The organism is Paenibacillus arenilitoris, from assembly GCF_014705655.1.
Taxonomy (GTDB): domain Bacteria; phylum Bacillota; class Bacilli; order Paenibacillales; family Paenibacillaceae; genus Pristimantibacillus; species Pristimantibacillus arenilitoris.
Map to the genome: position 1 here is coordinate 32,638 of NZ_JACXIY010000023.1, position 21,529 is coordinate 54,166.

Annotated in this window: 18 protein-coding genes; all 18 read right to left on the minus strand. The window is 56.6% G+C overall.

The genetic code is table 11. The features are described from left to right. Positions 1-3: 3 nt before the first annotated feature. Positions 4-1,218: an aspartate kinase gene (gene dapG / locus IDH41_RS19035; protein ID WP_190863820.1), complete on the minus strand. Its 1,215-nt coding sequence runs from the start codon at positions 1,216-1,218 to the stop codon at positions 4-6. Positions 1,219-1,538: 320 nt separating this feature from the next. Further along, a complete protein-coding gene (locus IDH41_RS19040) occupies positions 1,539-2,129 on the minus strand; it encodes a dipicolinate synthase subunit B (protein WP_190863823.1) in 591 nt (196 codons plus the stop codon). Next, entirely contained in the window at positions 2,126-3,025 is a 900-nt protein-coding gene (dpsA, locus tag IDH41_RS19045) for a dipicolinate synthase subunit DpsA (protein WP_190863825.1), read from the minus strand. Before dpsA ends, IDH41_RS19040 begins: the two co-directional genes overlap by 4 nt. Positions 3,026-3,157: 132 nt before the next feature. Then, positions 3,158-3,601, minus strand: a complete 444-nt coding sequence (dut, locus tag IDH41_RS19050) for a dUTP diphosphatase (RefSeq protein WP_190863827.1) — start codon at positions 3,599-3,601, stop codon at positions 3,158-3,160. After that, complete coding sequence (locus IDH41_RS19055) at positions 3,582-4,850, minus strand: M16 family metallopeptidase (protein ID WP_190863829.1); 1,269 nt, start codon at positions 4,848-4,850, stop codon at positions 3,582-3,584. The genes dut and IDH41_RS19055 overlap by 20 nt, the downstream gene beginning before the upstream one ends. Before the next feature lie 55 nt (positions 4,851-4,905). Next, positions 4,906-5,925 (minus strand): polysaccharide deacetylase family protein, encoded by a 1,020-nt coding sequence (locus tag IDH41_RS19060; RefSeq protein ID WP_190863830.1) that lies wholly within the window; start codon positions 5,923-5,925, stop codon positions 4,906-4,908. Positions 5,926-6,089: 164 nt separating this feature from the next. Beyond that, entirely contained in the window at positions 6,090-8,189 is a 2,100-nt protein-coding gene (gene pnp, locus IDH41_RS19065; RefSeq protein WP_190863832.1) for a polyribonucleotide nucleotidyltransferase, read from the minus strand. A gap of 154 nt (positions 8,190-8,343) precedes the next feature. Beyond that, a complete protein-coding gene (gene rpsO, locus IDH41_RS19070) occupies positions 8,344-8,613 on the minus strand; it encodes a 30S ribosomal protein S15 (RefSeq protein ID WP_114379021.1) in 270 nt (89 codons plus the stop codon). A 194-nt stretch (positions 8,614-8,807) separates the two neighbouring features. Further along, complete coding sequence (locus tag IDH41_RS19075; RefSeq protein ID WP_190863834.1) at positions 8,808-9,761, minus strand: bifunctional riboflavin kinase/FAD synthetase; 954 nt, start codon at positions 9,759-9,761, stop codon at positions 8,808-8,810. A gap of 23 nt (positions 9,762-9,784) precedes the next feature. Further along, complete coding sequence (gene truB, locus IDH41_RS19080; protein ID WP_190863836.1) at positions 9,785-10,708, minus strand: tRNA pseudouridine(55) synthase TruB; 924 nt, start codon at positions 10,706-10,708, stop codon at positions 9,785-9,787. A gap of 3 nt (positions 10,709-10,711) precedes the next feature. Next, positions 10,712-11,701, minus strand: a complete 990-nt coding sequence (locus IDH41_RS19085; protein WP_190863838.1) for a DHH family phosphoesterase — start codon at positions 11,699-11,701, stop codon at positions 10,712-10,714. Beyond that, positions 11,698-12,054 carry a 30S ribosome-binding factor RbfA gene (gene rbfA / locus IDH41_RS19090; RefSeq protein WP_190863840.1) on the minus strand — a complete coding sequence of 119 codons (357 nt, stop codon included), beginning with the start codon at positions 12,052-12,054 and terminating at the stop codon, positions 11,698-11,700. Before rbfA ends, IDH41_RS19085 begins: the two co-directional genes overlap by 4 nt. Positions 12,055-12,061: 7 nt before the next feature. After that, positions 12,062-14,662, minus strand: a complete 2,601-nt coding sequence (infB, locus tag IDH41_RS19095) for a translation initiation factor IF-2 (protein WP_397328255.1) — start codon at positions 14,660-14,662, stop codon at positions 12,062-12,064. A 61-nt stretch (positions 14,663-14,723) separates the two neighbouring features. Then, entirely contained in the window at positions 14,724-15,059 is a 336-nt protein-coding gene (locus IDH41_RS19100) for a L7Ae/L30e/S12e/Gadd45 family ribosomal protein (RefSeq protein WP_190863844.1), read from the minus strand. After that, positions 15,046-15,360, minus strand: a complete 315-nt coding sequence (rnpM, locus tag IDH41_RS19105) for an RNase P modulator RnpM (RefSeq protein WP_190863846.1) — start codon at positions 15,358-15,360, stop codon at positions 15,046-15,048. Before rnpM ends, IDH41_RS19100 begins: the two co-directional genes overlap by 14 nt. A 45-nt stretch (positions 15,361-15,405) precedes the next feature. Next, positions 15,406-16,503, minus strand: coding sequence for a transcription termination factor NusA (nusA, locus tag IDH41_RS19110; protein ID WP_190863848.1), 1,098 nt, complete (start codon positions 16,501-16,503; stop codon positions 15,406-15,408). A gap of 49 nt (positions 16,504-16,552) precedes the next feature. After that, the gene (gene rimP, locus IDH41_RS19115) at positions 16,553-17,014 is read right to left on the minus strand and encodes a ribosome maturation factor RimP (RefSeq protein WP_190863850.1); all 462 of its coding nucleotides are present in this window, start codon (positions 17,012-17,014) and stop codon (positions 16,553-16,555) included. Positions 17,015-17,183: 169 nt separating this feature from the next. Further along, the gene (locus tag IDH41_RS19120; RefSeq protein WP_190863852.1) at positions 17,184-21,491 is read right to left on the minus strand and encodes a PolC-type DNA polymerase III; all 4,308 of its coding nucleotides are present in this window, start codon (positions 21,489-21,491) and stop codon (positions 17,184-17,186) included. Positions 21,492-21,529: the final 38 nt, after the last annotated feature.

Below are 21,529 nucleotides of genomic sequence, written 5' to 3' on the forward strand. Positions count from 1 at the left end.
AGTCTATCGATGCAGCTCGAACTTCGCGTGCAGCGCACGCAGCGCCTCCGCCATATCCGTCTGACGGATGAGCACCCAGATCGTCGTATTGGAATCGGCCGATTGCATAATGGTGATGCCCTGTTCCGTCAGCGCTTCCACGATGCGCGCCATAACGCCGGGCTCGCCGTTCATGCCTCCGCCGATGACGGAAACTTTGGCGCATCCGCTTATGGCCGTCGGCGAGTAGCCGCCTTCCCTCAGTACGTGCACGGCGCGGTCCGCATCCTTGTCGAAGACGGTATACACGGCTCCGCTGGGCGTCACGTTTATGAAGTCCACGCTGATATGATGCTTCGCCATCGATTGAAAGACTTGCAGTTGTACGTCGTTGCGGCCTTCAATGGCTTTGACCGAAATTTGCGTGATGCCGGTCGAGTGGGCGATTCCCGTCACGTGCCGGTCCTTCACGGATAAACTGGCTTTAAGAGCCGGCGAATCCGTCACCAGCGTCCCCGTCTCCTCCGAGAAGGTCGAGCGTACGCGAAGCGGAACTCTGGCTTGCTGGGCGATCTCTACGGCTCTGGGATGAATAACTTTCGCCCCTTGCCTCGCCATGTTGCAAATCTCGGCATAGCCGACGACCTGCAGCGGCCTCGCTTCCTCGACGATCCGCGGGTCCGCGGTCAAGATTCCGTTAACGTCCGTATAAATATCCACCATCTCGGCCCGGAGCGCCGCGCCGAGCGCGGTCGCGGACGTATCGCTGCCGCCTCGGCCAAGCGTCGTCGTATCGCCGCTTGCCGAAATGCCTTGGAAGCCCGTTACGATGACGATCGAGCCCGCTTGCAGATGGCCGATGATTTTATCTGGACGGATCTCTTTGATCCGCGCTTGCCCAAACTGCTCGTCGGTCAGTATGCCCGCCTGTCCGCCGGTCAAAGCTACGGCCGGGATGCCGCCCGCAATTAGCAGACTGCATAGCGCGGCGGCGGAAATAATCTCTCCGCAGCCGAGCAGCATATCCCGCTCCCGCGCGGGCAGCTTGTCGCCGTTGTCTCGAATTAGCTGCAATAACGTATCCGTGGCATACGGATCGCCGCTCCTGCCCATGGCCGAAACGACGACGACGATGGAGAAACCGTTAGCCCGTTCTCTCCTTATATGATCGATTACGCGTTCTCTGGCCCGTTCGGTCGATAGAGAGGTGCCCCCGAATTTTTGAATCAGGATGCGCATTTCATTCTCCTCCGTTAACGATCCCAGGAAGAGCAGCGTATTACCCTTTACTTAATGGCCTAACCTGTTGCGATATTGCTGCGATTCATATCCATCCGTTACTGCGTCTGTAAGCGGGTTGTTCTTGACGATCCGCCTATTAAGTCCGCGTTCGCGCTCGAGCTTGCAACTCGAACGGCCGAGGCGCGCAGGCCGGTTTGCCGTCTGCTTCGGCCGCTAGCGGGCACTGCTGGGTTCGCGGGATCATCCTCGCCCGGCGCGTCCGCCAGCAGTCGCTTAACCTCTTCCAAATCGTAGTTGTATTTATGCTAGGTCAAGCATTATTGCGCCCGTTCGACGAGCAGCGGCTGCAGCTGCTTGCCCTGCAGGGCGGCCTCGCAAGCTTCCATGATCAAATCCATCCGGGCTACCAGCGAATTAGGCTTCTGAACCGGATTATCCTGACCGAACGGCACGAAATAGATGTTCTTGGCCACCAGCAGCTTCGCGATATTGGCAGCGTTCAGCCCGAGTCCGTCATTCGTCGAAATCGCGAGCACGAGCGGACGGCCGTTACGCATCTGCGCCTTGGCTGCCATAAGAACGGCGCTGTCCGTAATGGCGTTCGCGAGTCGGCTCGTCGTATTTCCCGTGCACGGCGCGATGACGAGCACGTCAAGCAGCTTCGAAGGCCCCAGCGGCTCCGCTTGCACGATCGTCGATATAAGATCATTGCCCGTGATCGCTTTAAGCTGCGTCTGCCAATCCTCCGACGAACCGAATCTCGTGTCCGTCGTCATAATCGTATTCGACACGATCGGGATCACTTTCGCTCCCGCGTCGACGAATCTCTTAATTTGAGGCATCACTTCGGCAAACGTGCAGTGCGATCCGGACAGCGCATAGCCTACCGTAATTCCGTTCCAGTTCATATCCCGTTCCCCCGCTTCATCGAATCTTCCAAAATCAACTGTGATAAGCAATCCGCCATGATTCGGCCAGCTGTTTTCGGTGCGACGATTCCGGGAAGTCCGGGCGCGAGCAGCGCCTTAATCCCCCTCTTCTCGGCAAAGCGGAAATCCGTTCCGCCCGGCTTCGAGGCAAGGTCGATTATGACGGCTCGAGAAGGTAAATTAGCGATAATTTGTGCTGTGACTATCATAGTCGGAATTGTATTAAAAAGCAAGTCAATATTGCTTACATGCTGCAACAAACCGCTGATGTAGAAAGGCTCGAAGCCCATCTCCGCCGCCCTTGCGAATTGCTCCGAACGGCGTACGCCGACCTTCACCTTCGACCCGAGGCCCTGCAGCGTCCGCGCCAACGTAAATCCGGTCCGGCCAAGTCCGAGCACCATCGACGAAGAGCCGTGAATCGTAATGTCCGTGTTCTGAATCGCCATCATCAGGGCGCCTTCCGCGGTCGGTATAGAGTTGTAAATGGCCACGTCGTCGCGGTCGAACAGCTCCACGAGCTTCAAGCTATTCTGATCGCAAAGCTCGCGCAAATACGATTTGGCCATCCCCGTATATACGGTGCAATGCTTCGGCAGCTTTGCCAAATGGCTGTTCGTAAGCTGAAGCTGCCGGTCGCTGAATACCGCATGGATGAATCCTTGATCGTCCGTGCCGACGGCAGGAAGCAGCAGCGCGTCGACGCCTTCGAACAGCTGCTCTTCGAACTCGGCCTGCACGGCTCCGTCAAGCGACGAATGCAGACCGTCAAAGCCCGATACGGTTACCGTCGCATCAAGCTCCGTCAGCTTGCGGATGACTTCCAGCTGTCTCGCGTCGCCGCCAAGCATCAGCACTTGAACGCCTGTTAGCATCAAGCTTCACTCCTTTCTTGCTACTGGCTCTAAATCATCTTATGCCAGCGCCCAGAGCGGGGTGAAAAAGAAAAAAAGATCGGAGCATCGGCTCCGATCTTTCTCCTCATCGTTATTATAACGTCACTGCGACTATACGCCCGTATGCCCGAACCCGCCCGCGCCCCTAATCGTCTCGGGGAGCTCTTCCGCTTCGGTTATCGTTACGCTCGGCACTTGCTGGAACACCATTTGGGCAATGCGTTCCCCTCGCGTTATCGTGAACGGCTCCTGTCCCAAATTAACGAGCAGCACCTTCACCTCGCCGCGATAATCTGCGTCGATCGTCCCGGGCGAGTTCAGGCAGGTGATGCCATGCTTCAGAGCAAGCCCGCTGCGGGGCCGGATTTGGGCTTCCAGCTCACCGGGCATCGCCATGGCGAAGCCCGTCGGGATTAGCTTGCGCTCCCCAGGCGCCAGCACGACAGGCTCCTCAACGGCCGCCTGCAGGTCGAAGCCTGCCGCCCATTCGGACATTTTGCGCGGAATCGCGATATCTTCGTTGCCGCCCAGCCGCTTAAATTGAACTTGAAACAAATTGATCCCTCCTGATTTGCGCCGCCGCTTTATCGTTCGATCCGACCATCGCGACCGCGAACGGAGACGCAAGCAGCCGCTTCGTCACCTCGCGGACGTCGTCCATCGTCACGCCGTCGATTCGTTTCAGCAGCTCGTCTAGCGTGTAGTGCCTGCCGATCATCAGCTCGTTCTTCCCGAGCCGGTTCATTCGGCTGCTCGTGCTCTCCAAGCTCAGGATCAAGCTCCCTTTGAGCTGTTCCTTGCCGCGATGAAGCTCGTCGTCGGCGAGACCGTTTACGGACAGCTCCCCGAGCTGCTCGATCGTCAAATCGAGCACGTCCTTCGTCTGCTTGGGCGCCGTGCCCGCATACACCGTGAATAAGCCCGTATCCGCATAGGACGTATGATAGGAATAAACCGAATAGGCAAGGCCCCGCTTTTCTCGGATTTCCTGGAACAGCCGCGAGCTCATTCCTCCGCCCAGCGCGTTATTAAGCAAAATCATCGCGTACAAGTTTTTATCGGTGATCGAACAGCCTGGAAACGAGATGCAAATATGGTTTTGCTCCGTTTTTTTCTTATGGAACAAATAGTCGCCGCGGAAGGCGGGCGAAACGTCCGGAGCCTCTCCCTTGCTTCGGTTCGCGAACGCGCCGAAATGCTTCTCGAGCAGAGCGAGCAAGGCGTTCTCCTCCACGTTGCCCGCGACGCTGATTACCGTATTGTCAATCGTATACTTCTCGTCCATATAGCCGCGGAGCGTATCCGAATTCATCGCGGTCAACCGCTCGTCGAGTCCAAGGATCGAATATGCCAACGGATGGTCGCCGTAGGAAGCGCGAGAAGCCTCGTCGTGCACCTTGTCGTCAGGCGTGTCCTCGTACATCGCGATTTCCTCGAGAATGACGTTCTTCTCCTTCGCCAGTTCCTCCGGATCGAGCGTCGAATGGAAGAACATATCCGAAAGCGCGTCAGCCGCCAGCGGCAAGTGCTCGTCGAGCACCTTCGCGAAATAGCATGTATATTCCTTGGAGGTGAACGCGTTCACATTGCCCCCGATGCCGTCGAACAAGTCGGCGATGTCCTTCGACGAGCGATTCGCCGTCCCCTTGAAGAGCATATGTTCGATAAAATGCGAGATCCCGTTATTTTCCGGCGTTTCGTTGCGGGAGCCGGTTTTGACCCAAATCCCGAACGAGACCGATCTGACGGTCGGTATGTATTCAACGACGACGCGCAAGCCGTTGCTGAGCGTATATTTGTTCACCTGGTGTCCTCCTAAAGTTTTGTCTGGCAGCCGTATACACTTGATAGCTACTATATCAGAATCCGCCTTCGCTCTCAACAGCGGCCGGAACGCGGCTGGAGGACAGCGTCTCGCTGACCGTGCCGATCGCGTACCCTCTCGCCTTCGCCGTCTGGATGATGCCCCCGATCGAGTCCCGCGTGGTAGCGGTCGGATGCATGAGGATCAGGGCGCCGGGCTCGAGCTTCGCCGATATCCGGCGCAGAACCGTATCCGCGGGAGGCTTCTGCCAGTCGATCGTATCGATCGTCCAGAGGACCGTTTTCAAGCCTTGTTCTTCGGCGATTTGCACCGTAGCCTGGCTATAAGAGCCAGACGGCGGCGCGAACCACTTATTATCGACGTTAAGGACGGATTTTAGCAAATCTTCCGTTCTCGCGATTTGCGAGTGGGCGGCCTGCCGGCCCAGCGTCTTCATATCGGGATGGGAGTAGGCGTGGTTGGACATCTCGTGTCCGTCAGCTTGAATTTGCTTGGCTACGTCCGGATTTTTTTTCAGCCAGCTGCCGTCGAGGAAGAAGGTCGCCTTCACTTGCTCCCGTTTGAGCGTAGACAAGATGAAATCTATGTATTCGTTGCCCCATGCGACGTTGATCATGAGCGAAATCATTTTTTTGTTCGGATTGCCCCGGTAGATCGGAATCGGCCCCAGGTCCTTCAGCTGGATGGCGGGCTCGACCTCCTTGAAAAAATAACGGATCGGGCTAACGCCCGGCGCCGCCAGCGCCTCTTGCAGCGTCTTGTCGATATCGACTTCGAGGCCGTTGTAGCCGGGAATCGCTTTCCATACCCGATCGATTCTGGCGTTCTCCGGCGCGATTCGCCTCTTCTCCGCTTCGCCCGTAATCTCCGCGAGCAGCCGCTGCCTCTCCGATTCGTCATGCGCCGAGCGCATCGCGGTAATGGCGGGCTCGCCGTATTTCATCGCGGCGAGAAACCGGGACACTTCGTCGTTCGTGCTGACGAACGCCAACACGAGAAGCATACTGGCGGCTATGACTATCGCTTTTCTAACCATCATCTTCTTCACTCCCATAAGACGGCCTCCCATGCTCTCAAGGCTTGACACCGGAAGAAAGCACGTTACTCCATATGTATGAGAATTGGGACGAGGATATGAAAAACAAAAAGAGACAGATCGAATCTGACTCTTTTTACTCCATGCCGTATGGGTCCCCGATAAAGCGCGGTTCCGGGCTCTTACTTCTGAGCCGCTTCCTGCGTCAGCAGCACCTTCGCGGACAAATTGATTCTGCCTTGCTGATCGATCTCCGTTACTTTTACCCGGATCGTATCGCCGATGTTGACGACGTCCTCGGTCTTCGCGACGCGCTCGGTGGAAAGCTGGGAAATGTGGACGAGTCCGTCCTTGTTCGGCAAAATTTCGACGAACGCGCCGAACTTCTCTACCCGCTTGACCGTGCCGACGTAAATTTCGCCGACGACGACTTCCTTCACGATGCCTTCGATGATCGATTTCGCCTTCTGGTTCATCTCCTCGTTCGACGAAGCGATGAATACCATGCCGTCTTGCTCGATATCGATTTTGACGCCGGTTTCTTCGATGATTTTATTGATGATTTTGCCGCCGGCGCCGATAACGTCTCGGATTTTGTCCGGATTGATGCGCAGCGTCAAAATTTTCGGAGCGTACTTCGACAGGCTCGTCCGGGAAGCCGGCATGCTCGCAAGCATTTTGTCCAAAATGAACATCCGTCCGACGCGCGCCTGCTCCAGCGACTGACGCAAAATTTCGCGGTCGATGCCGGCGATCTTAATGTCCATCTGAATAGCGGTTACGCCCTCGGCCGTGCCCGCTACTTTGAAGTCCATGTCGCCAAGGTGGTCTTCCATGCCCTGGATGTCCGACAAAATGGAAAAATGGTCGCCGCTCTTAATGAGACCCATCGCAATGCCCGCGACTGGAGCTTTAATCGGCACGCCCGCGTCCATCATCGCCAGCGTGCTCGCGCAAATGCTCGCCTGCGAAGTCGAGCCGTTCGATTCGAGCACCTCGGATACGAGGCGGATCGTATACGGGAAGTCCGCTTCCGATGGAATAACCTTGGACAGCGCGCGCTCCCCGAGCGCGCCGTGACCGATCTCGCGACGTCCCGGCGCGCGCAGCGGACGGGCTTCCCCTACGCTGAACGGCGGGAAGTTGTAATGGTGCATGAAGCGCTTCGTCTCTTCCGGTGAAATGCCGTCCAATATTTGCACGTCGCCCATCGCGCCGAGCGTACAGACGCTAAGTGCCTGGGTTTGTCCGCGCGTGAACAAGCCGGAGCCGTGCGTTCTAGGCAGCAGGGCGACATCGCATTCGATCGGGCGGATTTCGTCCAGCTTCCGGCCGTCCGGACGAACCTTCTCGACGGAAATGAGGCGGCGCACTTCTTCCTTTACGATGTCGTACAGCACTTCCTTCACGTCGGCAAGGAGCTCAGGCGTTTCGGCGTATTGCTCCTCGAAGTGGGCGACGGCCTTGCTGTTCACGGCATCGATCGCGTCCTGGCGCGCATGCTTCTCCTCGATGCGAATCGCTTCCACCAGCTCGGCGGACGCGAAAGCGCGAACGTCCTCGTTCACTTGCTCGTTAACGGCATGAAGCTTGACTTCCATCTTCGGCTTGCCGGCTTTTTCCTGCAGTTCTTCGATCTTAGCCACGATGTCCTTAATCGCTTCGTGTCCGAACATGATCGCCTCGAGCATGACGTCTTCCGGAACCTCGTTCGCTTCCGCTTCGACCATCATGATCGCGTCCTTGGTGCCCGAGACGACAACGAACAAGTCGGTCTGCTGCTCCTGCTCAACCGTCGGGTTGATCAAAAACTCGCCGTTGATGCGGCCTACGATTACGCCTCCGATCGGCCCGTCGAACGGCACGTCGGAAATGGAGAGCGCCGCGGAAGTCCCGATCATGGACGCGATTTCGGGCGAGCAGTCCTGATCGACGCTCATGACGATGTTCATGACCTGCACGTCGTTCCGGAAGCCTTCCGGGAACAACGGGCGGATCGGCCTGTCCGTCAAGCGGCTGGACAAGATCGCTTTCTCGCTGGGGCGGCCTTCGCGCTTGATGAAGCCGCCGGGAATTTTGCCGACGGCGTACAGACGCTCTTCGTAGTTGACGGTGAGCGGGAAGAAATCCAAATCTTTCGGTCCCGGCGAAGCCGTGACCGTACACAATACAACCGTGTCGCCGTATTGAACGGTTACCGCGGCATTCGCCTGCTTGGCCAGGCGGCCGGTCTCGAGCGTCAACGGTCTGCCGCCGAGCGTCATTTCAATTCGTTGTACCATCTTATCCCTCCTAATATGTAATCTGTCTTTCTATCGCAGCGCCTTTACTGGCATTTTTTTCTGAGAAATTACCTATTACAAAAAGCAACCCGAATCCTCGTATCCGTTATTCCCGGACGGCAGGACAACCAGGTTGCTTTTCATTACGCATGTTTTAACGGCGAAGGCCGAGTTTTTCGATCAATGCGCTGTAACGTCTAACATCGTTGTTCTTCAAGTAAGCAAGCAGCTTACGGCGCTGACCTACCATCTTGAGCAAACCGCGACGGGAGTGGTGGTCTTTCTTATGCTCCCGCAAATGTTGCGTCAAGTTAACGATGTTCTCAGTCAGGATAGCGACTTGAACCTCCGGAGAACCGGTGTCGGTAGCGTGCGTCTTGTGAGTCTCGATCAGTTCTTGTTTACGTTCTTGCGTAATTGCCATCCTCGTTCACCTCCTTCTTCATAATCGCCGTTAGCCTCGACGCCGTCGGTGAGAACGGGCACCCAAGCTAAGGTTAAGTCAATGGGCAAAGCATACGAAAGTATGTCTACTCACAACGTTTTAAAGTATAACATATCGGATAGTCCGTTGTCGAGGAGAACGTGGGCCCTGTCAGGATAATCCGCGCATTCGCCTTAAAGTGTATAATGCTCGGCCGCTTTCCTGGCTTGCAAGCTGTCCGCTTCAATTTGCTTGATCAGCTCGTCGACGGATCCGAATTTGCGTTCGGGCCGGATAAAGGAGCGGAATTGCACCCGGATCCGCTCGCCGTAAATGTCGCGGCCGAAGTCGAACAAATGGGCTTCCATGACCGGCTGCACGTTCTGCTCGTTGAAGGTTGGCTTAATCCCGTGATTCAATACGCCGGAGTAAGCCTGCCCGCCGACCCAGAGCGTAATCGCGTACACGCCGAGCCTAGGCGGAACGTACGGAGCGCCATATTGCAGATTGGCCGTCGGGAATCCGATCGTCCGGCCTCTGCCGTCGCCGTGGACAACCGTTCCCGCAACCTCGTACGGGCGGCCGAGCAGGCGCTCCGCCAAAGCCAGATCGCCCTGCTCCAGCGCTTCGCGGATATAGGTGCTGCTTACCTTGATCCCGTTCTCGTACAACGGTTCGACGATATGCACATCGATATCCGGTTCGCCAAGACGCTTTAACGCTTCCGTGTCGCCCGCGCCTCTGTGGCCAAAGTTAAAGTCAAAGCCGACGACGACCTTCTCCGCGCGAAGCTTTCGAAGCACCTCGTCGACGAAGCGCCCCGGAGGCACGGCCGCGAATTGTTTGTCAAAGTGCATGACGAAGGCCAGATCCACGCCGAGCTCCGCGAACAGCTCCATCTTCGCATCGAGCGGCGTCAGGCAGCGGTAATATTGCTCGCCCTGCCCGAGAACGTCCTTCGGATGGGGATCGAACGTCAGCACCGCGGAATGCATCCCGGCTTTTTTCGCTTCCGCAACCGCTTGGCGAATGACGTTCTGATGTCCCCTATGAACGCCGTCGAAATGGCCGATTGCCAGGGAAAGAGGTTTGTCCAGCGATAACGTGGCCAAACCGTTTATAGGATAACGTAATGGTATTATTTCCAACGCCGACACACCTGCATTTCCTGTTAACTTTCTACATTCGAAAAAACTTTGACCGGTTTGAACGCGTTAGCGGCGGCATCGACCTCGAATATGCCGAGAAACGCTTGCTCTTCGCTGTATAAGCGGACAAGCCGGCCCGGCTCCGCATGCTCTGCGCTTTCGCCCGCATGCTTGATGCCGATTCGCTGCCCTAACAGCGCCTGCTTGCCTACCGCGGCCGGAACGACCGCTTTGTCCATGTGGGCAATGGCCTGATCGGCTGGGATCAGCCGCGCCTCAAGCTCGCCGCTTTGCTGCAACCGTTCGATTTGCTCCAGCGTGAGGCAGCTTTCCTTCGTGATGCCTCCGGACATCGTCCGGGTCAGCTTCGCCATCGCTGCAGGTACGCCGAGCGCTTTGCCGATGTCCACGCATAACGTTCGGATGTAAGTGCCTTTCGAGCACAGCACGGAAAACGTAATGGTCGGCTGATCCTGCTCAAGCTGCGCATCGATAAGCTCGATGTGATGAATCATCACTTTGCGCGGCTTCCTCTCGACCGTCTTGCCTTCCCTGGCCAACTCGTAGAGACGTTTCCCGTCCACCTTGACGGCCGAGAACATTGGGGGGACCTGCCAGATCTCGCCGGCGAACCGGCCGAGCGCCGAGCGGATCTCGTCCATCGCAACGTTGATGACAGGCTGCCGGTCGACAATCGTTCCCGTCAAATCCTCCGTATCGGTAGCGATGCCAAGCTGCAGGACCGCTTCGTACGCTTTGGGTCTCTCCTGCACGTATTCGACGACTCTCGTCGCGCGGCCGAGGCAAAGCGGCAGAACGCCCGTAACCATCGGATCCAGCGTGCCCGCATGTCCGATCCGCTTCATCTTCAGAATGCGCCGCACTTTTGCGACTACGTCGTGCGAGGTCCAGCCCTCCGGCTTCCATACTGCCAAAATGCCGTCCATCGGTTAAATCAACGCCTTTCTGACTGCTTCCACGAGCCTCGCCGTCGCGTCGGTCAGCGGGCCATCGAGCCTGCAGCCCGCCGCCCTTACGTGCCCGCCCCCGCCGAACGACTGCGCGATCTCCGCGACATTCGCCTTGCCGGCGGAACGAAGGCTCGCTTTGACGGTTCCGTCTTCCGTCTCCTTGAACAAGATGCCGACCTGCACGCCGTCCACGTTAAGCGCGTAATTGACGATACCCTCCAAATCCTCCGGCACGGCGTTCGTATTCTGCAAATCGTTCTTGGCGATATAAACCCAGCCGATTTCCTGATTATCCGTAAACGTCAGCCGGTTTAAAGAAAGTTTAAGCAGCTTTAGCTTGGCCATCGTCATTTTCTCCAGCAGACGGTCGGCGAGCTCGCTACCCGGTACGCCGGTCGCAAGCAGACGCGAGGCGATTTCCATCACCCTGGCGCTCGTGTTCGAGTAGCGGAACCCGCCCGTATCCGTCAGCAAGCCGGTGTAGATGGCGGTGGCGGAATCCAAATCAAGGGCGATGCCCGCTCGCTCGATAAGATCGTACAAAATTTCTACGGTCGCCGCCGCACCGGGACGGATGACGTTCGCGGCGCCGAAAGCGTTGTTCGTCGGATGATGATCGATATTAAGCAGCTTGGCGTCAGGAGCAAAGCAGTCCGATACCTCGCCGATCCGCTTGAAGTCAGCGCAATCGACGGCGATGACCGCATCGTATTTCTGCACAGGGGCGGCCTGCTTGTAATTGACGATCTCGTCGAAAAGATGCAGATAGCTCAGCCTCGACGGCAGCTCTCCCTCATTGATCAAGACCGCCGTCTTGCCCAGCTTCCTCAGCAGCCAGCCAACGGCCACGGTCGAACTGATGGCATCGCCGTCAGGCTGAACGTGCGAGACGACAAGGAAGCTGTCCGCGCGGTCGATGAACGCGAGCGCGTCGTCGAGCTGCTCCAAATAGCCGACTTGCATCGTCATCGGGACGCGTTCCCGCTGTTAATATTTTCGAGGAGCGCCTCGATCCGGCTGCCGTACTCGATGCTGCTGTCGAACTTGAAGATCAGCTCGGGCGTATGGCGAAGGCGCATCCGCTTGCCCAGCTCGGAACGGATATATCCCGTTCCGTTCGCCAGCGCTTTAAGCGTCGCTTCCTTCTGTTCCTCGCTGCCGAGCACGCTCAGAAACACTTTCGCCTGCGACAGATCGCTCGTCGCTTCAACCCCGGTGACGGTAATAAAGCCGATCCGCGGATCTTTCAGTTCAGTCTGTATGATTTGGCTGAGCTCTTTTTTAATTTGCTCGCCGACCCGTCCTACCCGGATTTTTGCCATGCTCTACTCACCTCTCTACGGATTCCATCACAAACGCTTCGATAACGTCTCCTTCTTTGATATCGTTGAAGCGCTCAAGCGTAATTCCGCACTCGTAGCCTTGCGCGACTTCCTTCGCGTCATCCTTGAAGCGTTTGAGCGAGTCGACCTTGCCGGTGTACACGACAATGCCTTCTCGGATGAGCCGCGCTTCCGCGTTGCGCGAAACTTTGCCCGAGGTCACCATGCAGCCGGCGATGGCGCCGACCTTCGTCACCTTGAAGACGTTGCGCACTTCGGCATGGCCGATGACAACCTCTTTGAATACCGGATCAAGCATGCCTTTCATCGCTTGCTCGATTTCGTCGATAACGTTGTAAATGACGCGATGCATGCGAACGTCGACTTTCTCTTGCGCGATGGTCGCCTCCGCCTGCGGATCCGGACGAACGTTGAAGCCGATGACGATGGCGTTCGATGCCGAAGCCAATATGATATCCGACTCCGTGATCGCGCCGACGCCGCTGTGGATGATCTTTACGCGCACGCCTTCGATGTCGATCTTGGCGAGCGAGCCTTTGAGCGCCTCGGCGGAACCTTGAACGTCCGCTTTAATAATAACGTTCAGGTCTTTAATTTCACCATCTTTGATATGGCTATACAGATCGTCGAGCGTAACGCGCGTATTCGCGCCCATTTCGGATTGACGCTGCTTGATCGAACGGCGATCGGCGATTGCGCGCGCCTTGCGCTCGTCCTCGAAAACCATGAACGGATCGCCGGCCAGAGGCACTTCCGTCAAGCCGGTAATTTCCACAGGCGTCGACGGACCCGCTTCCTTCAGACGGCGTCCTTTATCGTTAACCATCGCTCTGACGCGTCCGAAGCAATTCCCCGCAACGAAGGCGTCGCCGATTTTGAGCGTGCCGTGCTGGACGAGAATCCGGGCGACCGGACCTTTGCCTTTGTCGAGCTCGGCCTCGATGACGGTTGCGCGGGCGCGTTTGTCCGGGTTTGCTTTGTAATCGTTGACTTCGGCGACGAGCAGTATCATTTCGAGCAAGTTTTCAAGGCCGATGCGCTGCTTAGCGGATACTTCCACGAATATCGTATCGCCGCCCCACTCTTCCGGCACGAGCTCGTACTCGGTCATTTCCTGCTTGATCTTGTCTACGTTCGCTTCCGGCTTATCGATTTTGTTCACGGCTACGATGATCGGAACGCCCGCCGCTTTGGCATGGTTGATCGCTTCGACCGTCTGCGGCATAATGCCGTCGTCGGCCGCGACGACGATAATCGTAATGTCGGTCACCTGTGCGCCGCGCGCGCGCATTAATGTAAACGCTTCGTGGCCAGGCGTATCGAGGAAGGTGATCTTCTTATGGTTGATTTCGACCTGGTAAGCGCCGATATGCTGCGTGATGCCGCCGGCCTCGCCGCCCGTGACGTTCGTCTTGCGGATCGAGTCGAGCAGCGTCGTCTTGCCGTGGTCGACGTGGCCCATAATCGTAACGACCGGAGGACGCGATACCAAATCTTCTTCTTCGTCCGTTTCCTCCACCGTTTCGAAGGAATCTTCCTCAACCGGAATTTTCACTTCGACCTCAACGCCGTAATCGCCGGCGATCAACAGAATCGCATCCATGTCGAGCTCTTGGTTGATCGTAGCCATAACGCCGAGGAAAATCAGCTTCTTGATAACCTCGGACGCGTCTTTATGAAGCAATTTCGCCAAATCGCCGACGGTCATCGTGCCGCGGACGATAATTTTTTTCGGCGTGTTGTCGATTTTCTCCCGAGGAGGCTGCTGCTGGAATTTGCCGCCGCGCCCTTTGGAGCCGCGGTTGTTTCCTTTGAAGCCGTTCGTCTTGGCGTCGTCGAAACGTCTCTGATTCGGACGGTTCGACTTGCCGCGGTTGCCGCCTTCGTCGTTCCCGTTGCCGCGATTTCCCGGAGCCGGCCGCGAATCGAAGCTGCGATTCTGGGTTTGCTGCCCTTGACGGTTGCCGCCTTCCGGACGCGGCGCCCCGCCGCGTCCGCCCGCGTTTCCTTGCGGCCCCTGTCCGCCTTGGCCGCCGCGATTTTGGCCGGACGGTCCCGGACGGTTGCTCGATCCGCCTTGGCCGCCGCCCGGACGGTTGTTCGATCCGCCTTGGCCGCCGCCCGGACGGTTAGCCCCTCCGCCGCCTTGTCCCTGGCGGTTTCCTTGAAAGCCTTGTCCCTGGCCCTGACGGCGCTCGCCTTGGCCGCCTTGCGTAGGACGGTTCTGCTGCGGGCGGTTGCCCTGCTGACCTGATGCTCTTTGCTCGCTCTGTTGTTGGTTGGTTGGTGTTTTCGTATTAATAGAATTCATAGGCCCCTGTCTGTCATGATTTGTATTTTTATTCCCTTGTCCATGCTGCCCCTGCGGCTTCCGGTCCTGCTGCTGCGGACGGCTTGCCGCCTGCTGGGGAGACGACGATACGGCGACGCTTGCCGTATCCTGCGCCCGTTTGGCCGCCGCGTTCGCTTTGATGTCACGGAAGAAGCCTTCAACCTTGTGCACCATTTCATTCTCCATGACGCTCATATGGTTGTTGACGGGCAGGTTTAGTCTTTTAAGAATCGTAATGATTTCTTTGCTGCTCATATTGAGAGATTTCGCATATTCATATACGCGCAGCTTGTCTTTGTTGTCCTTGCTGTCTTGTTTATTGTCCAATATGATCCACCTCCGTATTATGGCTCAGATGACTCGCAATCATTTTTCCGAATTGCGCATCGGTTACCGCAAGCACGACGCGTTCAGGTTTGCCTATCGCCCTTCCTAGCTGCTCGCGGTCGAATGCTTCGGCGAGTTGTATCCCGTAGGTGCCGCATTTGTCACGAAACTTTTTTTTTGTATTGGCCGATGCATCCCCGGCAAGAATGACGAGATGCGCTTGTCTGTTCCGAACCGCCTTAAGCACGATTTCATCGCCGGTAATCAGCTTGCCTGCCCGCATGGCCATGCCGAGCTGCGACAAGCCCTTATTATTCTGCTTCATCGCCGATCAGCTCCTTGCCGGCGATAAACTGGTCCTCCACCGCGATAAAATCACGCTCTAACTGGTCGTATATCTGATCGCCGACCGGCTGCTTCAAAGCCCGGTCAAGCGCCTTCGATTTTTTAGCCAGCTTGAAGCAGCTTACTTTGCCGCATAAATAAGCGCCGCGGCCCGCCTTCTTGCCCGTCAGGTCAATTTGCACCTCTTCGGCCGGTGTCCGAACAACCCGGATGAGTTCCTTCTTCGGCATCATTTCTTGACAGGCGACGCATTTGCGAAGCGGTACTTTTCTCGGTCTCACCGTCCACCCCTCCTCTGCCAGCTGAATTGACGTCTGTGTAAGCTGTTAATCGATCGACACCGAATCCTGGTGCATGACCGCAGTCGTCGATTTCGGACGGCCGAGCTCCTGTTCCGCCTGCGTCTCGCTCTTAATGTCGATCTTCCAGCCGGTAAGCTTGGCCGCAAGCCTCGCGTTCTGGCCTTTGATGCCGATCGCGAGCGACAGCTGGTAATCGGGAACGATGACCCGCGCCATTTTCTCCTGCTCGAATACGATCACTTCGAGCACCTTCGACGGGCTGAGCGCGTTCGCCACGTATTCGTCGACATTATCCGACCAGCGGACGATGTCAATTTTTTCGCCTTTCAGCTCGCCCACGATCGTTTGGACGCGAAGCCCCTTCTGGCCGACGCAGGAGCCTACCGGATCGACTTCGGCATTTCTCGAATGTACGGCGATTTTGGAGCGGAAACCCGCTTCGCGCGCGACGGAACGAATTTCGACGACGCCGTCGTATATTTCGGGCACTTCCAGCTCGAATAGACGTTTCAAGAGGCCCGGGTGCGTTCGCGACAAAATAATTTGAGGACCTTTGGTCGTATTCTCCACTTTCGTAATAAACGATTTGACGCGGTCCCCATGCTTGAACTTGTCGGTCGGCATAAGCTCCGTCAATGGCAGCACCGCTTCGACCTTGCCCAGATCCACGAACAAATTGCGCACGTCTTGGCGCTGAACGATGCCGTTGACGATATCTTCCTCTTTATCGATAAATGCGTTGTAAATAAGTCCGCGCTCCGCTTCGCGAATGCGCTGCGTCACGACCTGCTTGGCGGTCTGGGCCGCGATCCGGCCGAAATCGCGCGGCGTCACTTCAATCTCGGCAACGTCGTCGAGCTGGTAATGCGGGTTGATCTCGCGGGAAGCCTCAAGCGTAATTTCGAGGCGAGGGTCGAGCACCTCGTCGACGACCGTCTTGCGGGCATATACTTTAATGACGCCGGTGTGGCGGTTAATGTCGACCCGCACGTTCTGCGCGGTATTGAAATTACGCTTGTAGCTGGAGATCAACGCGGCCTCGATCGCTTCCAGAAGCACGTCTTTCGTGATCCCCTTGTCTCTTTCGATTTCCTGCAGCGCTTCAATAAAATCCATGCTCATTGGAACGGAGTTCCCCCTTTCGATATGAAAGCCAATAATTGTCGATACCTTAAAACACGATGGCTAGTCTGGCGCTGGCAACCTTCGCGTAAGGAATCGAAAGTTCCTTCTTGCCGGTGCGGACGACCGCGGTTTCCCCGTCAAACGAAAGCAGCAGCCCCTCGAATTCCTTAGCGCCGCCAATCGGTTCATATGTCGTTAGGAAAACATGCTTGCCGACTGCCTTGATTACGTCTTCCTGCTTCTTGAGCGGGCGCTCCGCTCCGGGCGAAGATACTTCCAAAAAATAGGCGTCGCTGATCGGATCGTTTTTGTCCAGCTGCTCGCTGACGTACTCGCTGATCCTTCCGCAATCGTCAATATCGATTCCGCCTTCTTTATCCACGAATATGCGAAGGAAATAGTTGCTGCCTTCCTTGACGTACTCGATATCAACCAGTTCAAATCCGTTGCCGTTCAAATATGGCAGAACCATTTCCTCAACGGCGGTTTTGATTTTGGATGTGCTCAAATTCCGTTGACCCCCTGTTTTTGCGAGCTAATGCCTTTTTGCCGAATACAAAACGTAAAGAGTGGGTTTCCCCACTCTTCTGCACCAAAGTCATTATCATCATCATTGCCAGAAAAATTATAACATAACCTCATATAGGTGACAAGAAATCTTTTCTATTCCACCCTTGTCAGAACAACGAAAGCTGGTTCGATTCCGGCAAGCCGCGGAAGCAGCCCATGCCGCCCAGCACCTCGACGATCGTCTTCGTCGCCTTCGATTTCATTTGGAAATCCTCGATCGACAAAAACTCGCCTTCCTCCCTCGCCGCCGCAATGTTGCGGGCGGCGTTGTCGCCGATGCCGGCGATCGCGGCGAACGGCGGGATTAAGGAATCGCCGTCGACGAGAAACTTCGTCGCGTCGGAGCGGTACAGGTCGATCGGCTTGAACGAGAAGCCGCGGGCCGTCATCTCGAGCGACATCTCCAGCTGCGACACCATGTTCTTCTCCTTCGGCAGCGCGTTGAAGCCTTTGGCTTCGATCTCGATCAGCTTGCGCAATATCGCGTCGTAGCCTTGGCAGAGCAGCTCGAGGTCGAAATCGTCCGCTCTGACGGTAAAGTAAGTCGCATAGTATTCGATCGGGTAATACAGCTTGAAGAAGGCGGTGCGGACGGCGGATATGACGTAAGCGGCCGCGTGCGCCTTCGGGAACATGTACTCGATGCGCAGGCAGGAATCGATATACCATTGCGGTACTTTGCACCGTTTCATTTCCTCGATCCACTCCGGCGTCAGCCCTTTGCCTTTGCGGACGCTCTCCGTAATTTTGAAGGCAAGCCCCGCATCCATTCCCGCTTTGTAGATCAGATAAAGCATAATGTCGTCGCGGCAGCCGATAACGGTCTTGATGTTGCACGTGCCGTTCTTGATAAGCTCCTGCGCGTTGCCGAGCCATACCCCCGTCCCGTGCGACAAGCCCGATATTTGCAGCAAGTCGGCGAAGGAGGACGGCTGCGTCTCCTGAAGCATCTGGCGGACGAACTTGGTGCCCATCTCGGGCACGCCGTAGGTGGCGACGGAGGAGCGGATCGCTTCCGGCGACACGCCGAGCGCGTTCGTCGAGTTGAACATGCTCATGACCTTCGGATCGTTCATCGGGATCGTCGTCGGATCGACGCCGGTCAAGTCCTGCAGCATCCGCATCATCGTCGGATCGTCGTGTCCGAGAATATCGAGCTTGAGCAAATTCTCGTCAAAGGCGTGATAGTCGAAATGCGTCGTCTTCCACTCCGCGTTCACGTCGTCCGCCGGGTATTGCACAGGCGTTATGTCTTCGACCTCGATGTAATCGGGTACGACGACGATGCCGCCCGGGTGCTGTCCGGTGCTTCGCTTAACGCCGGTACAGCCGCTAGCCAGTCTCGCCAGCTCTGCGCCGCGCCACTTCTTGTTATGCTCTTCCTCGTACTTCTTGGCGAAGCCATAGGCCGTTTTCTCGGCGACGGTGCCGATCGTGCCCGCACGGAACACGCTCTTCTCACCGAACAACACTTTTGTGTAATTGTGCGCGACCGGCTGGTAATCCCCGGAAAAGTTAAGATCGATATCGGGAACCTTATCGCCCTTGAAGCCGAGGAACGTTTCGAACGGAATGTCCTGCCCTTCGCCCTTCATTGGCTTGCCGCATTTCGGGCAGTCCTTGTCGGGCAGATCGAAACCGCTCGGCACGCTGCCGTCGAGAAACCAGTCGCTGTGGCGGCAATCCGGATTTTTGCACAAATAATGGGCCGGAAGCGGATTAACTTCGGAAATGCCCAGGAATAACGCGACGACCGACGAGCCGACGGATCCCCTGGAACCGACGAGGTAACCGTCCGCATTGGACTTTTTGACAAGCTTCTCCGAAATCAGGTAGTTCGCCGAAAATTTAAATTTAATAATAGGTACGAGTTCTTTTTCCAGGCGATCGATGACGACCTGCGGCAGCTGCTCGCCGTACATGGACTTTGCCGTGTCATAGCACGTATTGCGGATTTCCTCGTCGGCGCCTTCGATGTTCGGAGCGAACAGCTCCTTCGGGAACATGTCGAACGGCTCGAAGCGGTCGGCAAGATCGTTCGTGTTCGTAATGACGACTTCCCTTGCCCTCGCCTCGCCGAGGAACGCGAATTCCTCCAGCATCTCGTCCGTCGTGCGAAGATGGGCGTCCGGCTTGCGCATCCCCTTCAACGGGCTGAAACCCGTAATGCCGTGAATGGTAATGTCGCGGTACATCTTGTCGCGAGGATTTAAATAATGGACGTTGCCCGTCGCGATGACCGGCTTGCCGAGCTCGTCGCCGATTTTGCAAATCCGGCGGAGCGCCTGTTCGATCTCGGCCCGGCTTCCGACGAGCCCCTTCTCGACCAGGTGCATATAGAAGTCGATCGGCTGAATTTCAAGCACGTCGTAGAAACGAGCGACCTCGAGCGCCTCCTCCTCCGATTTGTTCAGCACCGTCTCGAAAAATTCGCCCTTCTCGCATCCGGAAATGACGAGCAGTCCTTCCCGCAGCTCGGTGAGCTTGCTCTTCGGTATCGTCGCGACCTTCTTGAAGTATTCGGTATGGGATAACGATATAAGCTTGAACAGATTTTTTTTGCCGGCCGCGTTGAGAGCGTATATATTGCAATGGAACGGCCTCGAGTTCGATAAATCGATGCCGACATAGTCGTTTAATTGATTCAGGTCCGTAATGTTCCGCTCGGCCGCGTCGGCGATCAGTCCGAAGAGGATGCCGCCAAGCGCGAGGGAATCGTCCACGGCGCGGTGATGATTCTCCAGGCTGATCTTATATTTGTCAGCCAACGTGTTGAGCCGGTGATTTTTGAGCGACGGATGCAGGAAGCGGGCCAGCTCCAGCGTATCGAGCACCGGGTTTTTGACCTCCGGCAAGCCGATCGCCTTGCAGTTCGCTTGAATGAACCCGATATCGAACCTCGCGTTATGCGCGACGAGCACGTCGTCGCCGATAAATTCGACGAATTCCCGCAGCTTCGGCTCCAGCTCCGGCTGGCCTTTTACCATATCGTCCGTAATATTCGTCAGCTGCTGGATATGATAAGGAATTTTCTCGTGCGGGTCGATGAGTGTGGAGAAGCGGTCGATTTCTTTGCCTTCCCGCATCTTTACACCCGCAAGCTCTATGATCTTATTATTAATGACGGACAAACCGGTCGTCTCGATGTCGAAGACGACGTACGTCGCGGACGCGAGCGGCTCGGGACGCGACTCGAGCACCATCGGCACCGCGTCGTTGACCACGTTCGCCTCCAGGCCGAACAGCACTTTAATACCGTGTTTCTTCGCCGCCTTGTTCGCGTCGGGGTAACATTGCACGTTGCTGTGATCCGTAATGGCGATAGCTTTGTGGCCCCATTTGGCGGCGGTCTTGATGTAGACGTCTACCGGCGTTACGGCGTCCATGACGCTCATCGTCGTGTGCAGGTGGAATTCCACCCGCTTCTCTTCGGCTTTGTCCGTACGCTCCGCCGGCGCTCTTACTTCATGCAGATCATTCGGCATCATGACGAGCTCCGGCTCCATCATGAAGCGGTCGTATTCGATCCGGCCCCGCGCCTTGACCCATTTGCCGTTGGCCAGCTGGCTCAGCACTTTAACGTCTTCCTTCGTCTTGGCGAACATCTTCATCGCGATGGAATCGGAGAAGTCCGTTACGTTGAACGTAAACAGCGTGCTGCCGTTCCGGAGCTCCTTCACGTCAAGCCCGAAGACGGCGCCCTGCACCGTAATTTTTTTCTCTTCCTCGACGATGTTCATGAGCGGAACGGGGTCTTCCTTAATATCGTAACCGACCGCCAGTCTTACTTCGCCTACTTCCTCCTGCTCCGACTCGGCTTGCGCGCTGGCCATCAGCTGCTGCACGAACTCCCGGTCCTCTTGCACCATCCGAAGCGCATGCTCGTCGTAAATTTCCTGCCTGGCCTCGCTTACGATCATCTTAACCTTGCAGGTTCGGCCGAAGTACGTGGCGTAGAACCGGATGATCTCCTCGTCCAGCCGCTTCTTGCGCGCGAGCTCGAGGCCGGTATTGTCAAGCAAGGACAGCATAAGCAGATCGCCCTCGGCATCGATGTGCGCCTTCTGCAGCCAACCGTTGACCGAGGCGATTCCGCGCTGGGCCCATTCGGTGAACATGCCCCAATATTGCGTAAGGATCGACGACGTCTCCACGACCGGATCGTATTGGAGCGTGAACGATACGGACGCGATATGCTCGAATTTGATTCGAACGGCCTGACATAGGCTGTTGTAGGCCTGTAAAGGAACCATGGACGTTTTGCGGATGCAAAACGTCCATTCCCGGTTGCTGCTGCTTACGATAACTTGATCGATATAACCGTCTTGATAATATTGATGGATGAGATCCTGCGGCAGCCCGGACTGCTGCAACAGCAGTTCGAAGCGTTGCCGCTTGTCCGCGGTTTGGCTCATATGGGTACACTCCTTAAGATCCGAACCGAACGAGCTTC